This is a genomic window from Alkalibacillus haloalkaliphilus, assembly GCF_007991275.1.
GTDB classification, from domain to species: domain Bacteria; phylum Bacillota; class Bacilli; order Bacillales; family Alkalibacillaceae; genus Alkalibacillus; species Alkalibacillus haloalkaliphilus.
The window spans coordinates 1-2,970 of record NZ_BJYA01000028.1 but is presented as its reverse complement, the minus strand read 5'-3'; the positions used below and the strand labels follow the sequence as shown (position 1 = coordinate 2,970).

The following is a 2,970-nucleotide window of genomic DNA, read 5'->3' as shown; positions in this document are numbered from 1 at the left end:
TCAACCAAAGTCGAAGACGCGCTTTTCACTTTTTTGTTTAAGTTAAGTCCTCGATCGATTAGTATTCGTCAGCTCCACGTGTCACCACGCTTCCACCTCGAACCTATCTACCTCATCGTCTCTGAGGGATCTTACTCGCTCGAAGCGATGGGAAATCTCATCTTGAGGGGGGCTTCATGCTTAGATGCTTTCAGCACTTATCCCGACCACACGTAGCTACCCAGCGATGCTCCTGGCGGAACAACTGGTACACCAGCGGTGTGTCCATCCCGGTCCTCTCGTACTAAGGACAGCTCCTCTCAAATTTCCAACGCCCACGACGGATAGGGACCGAACTGTCTCACGACGTTCTGAACCCAGCTCGCGTACCGCTTTAATGGGCGAACAGCCCAACCCTTGGGACCGACTACAGCCCCAGGATGCGATGAGCCGACATCGAGGTGCCAAACCTCCCCGTCGATGTGGACTCTTGGGGGAGATAAGCCTGTTATCCCCGGGGTAGCTTTTATCCGTTGAGCGATGGCCCTTCCATGCGGAACCACCGGATCACTAAGCCCGACTTTCGTCCCTGCTCGACTTGTAGGTCTCGCAGTCAAGCTCCCTTCTGCCTTTACACTCTTCGAATGATTTCCAACCATTCTGAGGGAACCTTTGGGCGCCTCCGTTACTCTTTAGGAGGCGACCGCCCCAGTCAAACTGCCCACCTGACACTGTCTCCGAACCGGATCACGGTTCTGGGTTAGAATGTCCGTACAGCCAGGGTGGTATCCCACCGGCGCCTCCACCGAAGCTAGCGCTCCGGTTTCTAAGGCTCCCACCTATCCTGTACAAGCTGTACCAACATTCAATATCAGGCTACAGTAAAGCTCCACGGGGTCTTTCCGTCCTGTCGCGGGTAATGCGCATTTTCACGCATAGTATAATTTCACCGGGTCTCTCGTTGAGACAGTGCCCAAGTCGTTGCACCTTTCGTGCGGGTCGGAACTTACCCGACAAGGAATTTCGCTACCTTAGGACCGTTATAGTTACGGCCGCCGTTTACTGGGGCTTCGGTTCAACGCTTCGTCCCGAAGGACTAACGCATCCCCTTAACCTTCCAGCACCGGGCAGGTGTCAGCCCCTATACTTCGCCTTGCGGCTTCGCAGAGACCTGTGTTTTTGATAAACAGTCGCTTGGGCCTTTTCACTGCGGCTCCCTAGACCGTAGTCTAGGTGAGCACCCCTTCTCCCGAAGTTACGGGGTCATTTTGCCGAGTTCCTTAACGAGAGTTCTCCCGATCACCTTAGGATACTCTCCTCGCCTACCTGTGTCGGTTTGCGGTACGGGCACCTCTTTCCTCACTAGAGGATTTTCTTGGCAGTGTGAAATCAGGGACTTCGGTACTTATGTTCCCTCCCCATCACAGATCATGCGTAAGATGGACGGATTTGCCTATCCATCACACTCTCTGCTTGGGCGTGCACATCCAATGGCACGCTTCCCTTATCCTCCTGCGTCCCCCCGTTGTTCAAACGGAAAGGAGGTGGTACAGGAATTTCAACCTGTTATCCATCGCCTACGCCATTCGGCCTCGGCTTAGGTCCCGACTTACCCTGAGCGGACGAGCCTTCCTCAGGAAACCTTAGGCTTACGGTGAAGAAGATTCTCACTTCTTTTTCGCTACTCATACCGGCATTCTCACTTCTAAGCGCTCCACCAGTCCTCACGGTCTGACTTCAACGCCCTTAGAACGCTCTCCTACCACTGTCCTACGGACAGTCCGCAGCTTCGGTGATGTGTTTAGCCCCGGTACATTTTCGGCGCAGCGTCACTCGACCAGTGAGCTATTACGCACTCTTTAAATGATGGCTGCTTCTAAGCCAACATCCTGGTTGTCTGAGCAACGCCACATCCTTTTCCACTTAACACATACTTAGGGACCTTAGCTGGCGGTCTGGGCTGTTTCCCTTTCGACTATGAACCTTATCACCCATAGTCTAACTCCCAACGATAAGTCATTGGCATTCGGAGTTTGACTGAATTCGGTAACCCGATAGGGGCCCCTAGTCCAATCAGTGCTCTACCTCCAAGACTCTCACGTTGAGGCTAGCCCTAAAGCTATTTCGGAGAGAACCAGCTATCTCTGTGTTCGATTGGCATTTCACCGCTACCCACACCTCATCCCCGCATTTTTCAACATACGTGGGTTCGGGCCTCCAGTAAGTGTTACCTTACCTTCACCCTGGACATGGGTAGATCACACAGTTTCGGGTCTACGATCACGAACTCATTCGCCCTATTCAGACTCGCTTTCGCTGCGGCTCCAGGTCTTCCCTTTAACCTTGCTCGTAATCGTAACTCGCCGGTTCATTCTACAAAAGGCACGCCGTCACCCATTAACGGGCTTCGACTACTTGTAGGCACACGGTTTCAGGTTCTATTTCACTCCCCTTCCGGGGTACTTTTCACCTTTCCCTCACGGTACTGGTTCACTATCGGTCACTAGGGAGTATTTAGCCTTGGGAGATGGTCCTCCCAGATTCCGACGGAATTACACGTGTTCCGCCGTACTCAGGATCCACTCCGGAGGAAAGTGAGTTTCAGCTACAGGGCTGTTACCTTCTTTGGCTGACCTTTCCAGATCACTTCACCTACTCACTTTCTTGGTAACTCCGTATGGAGTGTCCTACAACCCCAAGACGCATGCGCCTTGGTTTGGGCTGATTCCGTTTCGTTCGCCACTACTCAGGAAATCGCGTTTGCTTTCTCTTCCTTCGGGTACTGAGATGTTTCAGTTCCCCGAGTTGTCTTTCAACACCTATGTATTCAGTGTTGAATACTGCCCCATTACGGGCAGTGGGTTTCCCCATTCGGAAATCCCCGGGTCGTAGCTTACTTACAGCTCGCCGAGGCATATCGGTGTTTGTCCCGTCCTTCATCGACTCCTAGTGCCAAGGCATCCACCGTGCGCCCTTATTCACTTAACTTAC

At 52.8% G+C, this 2,970-nt stretch carries 1 rRNA gene; it reads right to left on the bottom strand.

The features are described 5' to 3' along the window. Positions 1-38: 38 nt before the first annotated feature. Positions 39-2,967 (bottom strand): 23S ribosomal RNA (locus AHA02nite_RS14885). Positions 2,968-2,970: the final 3 nt, after the last annotated feature.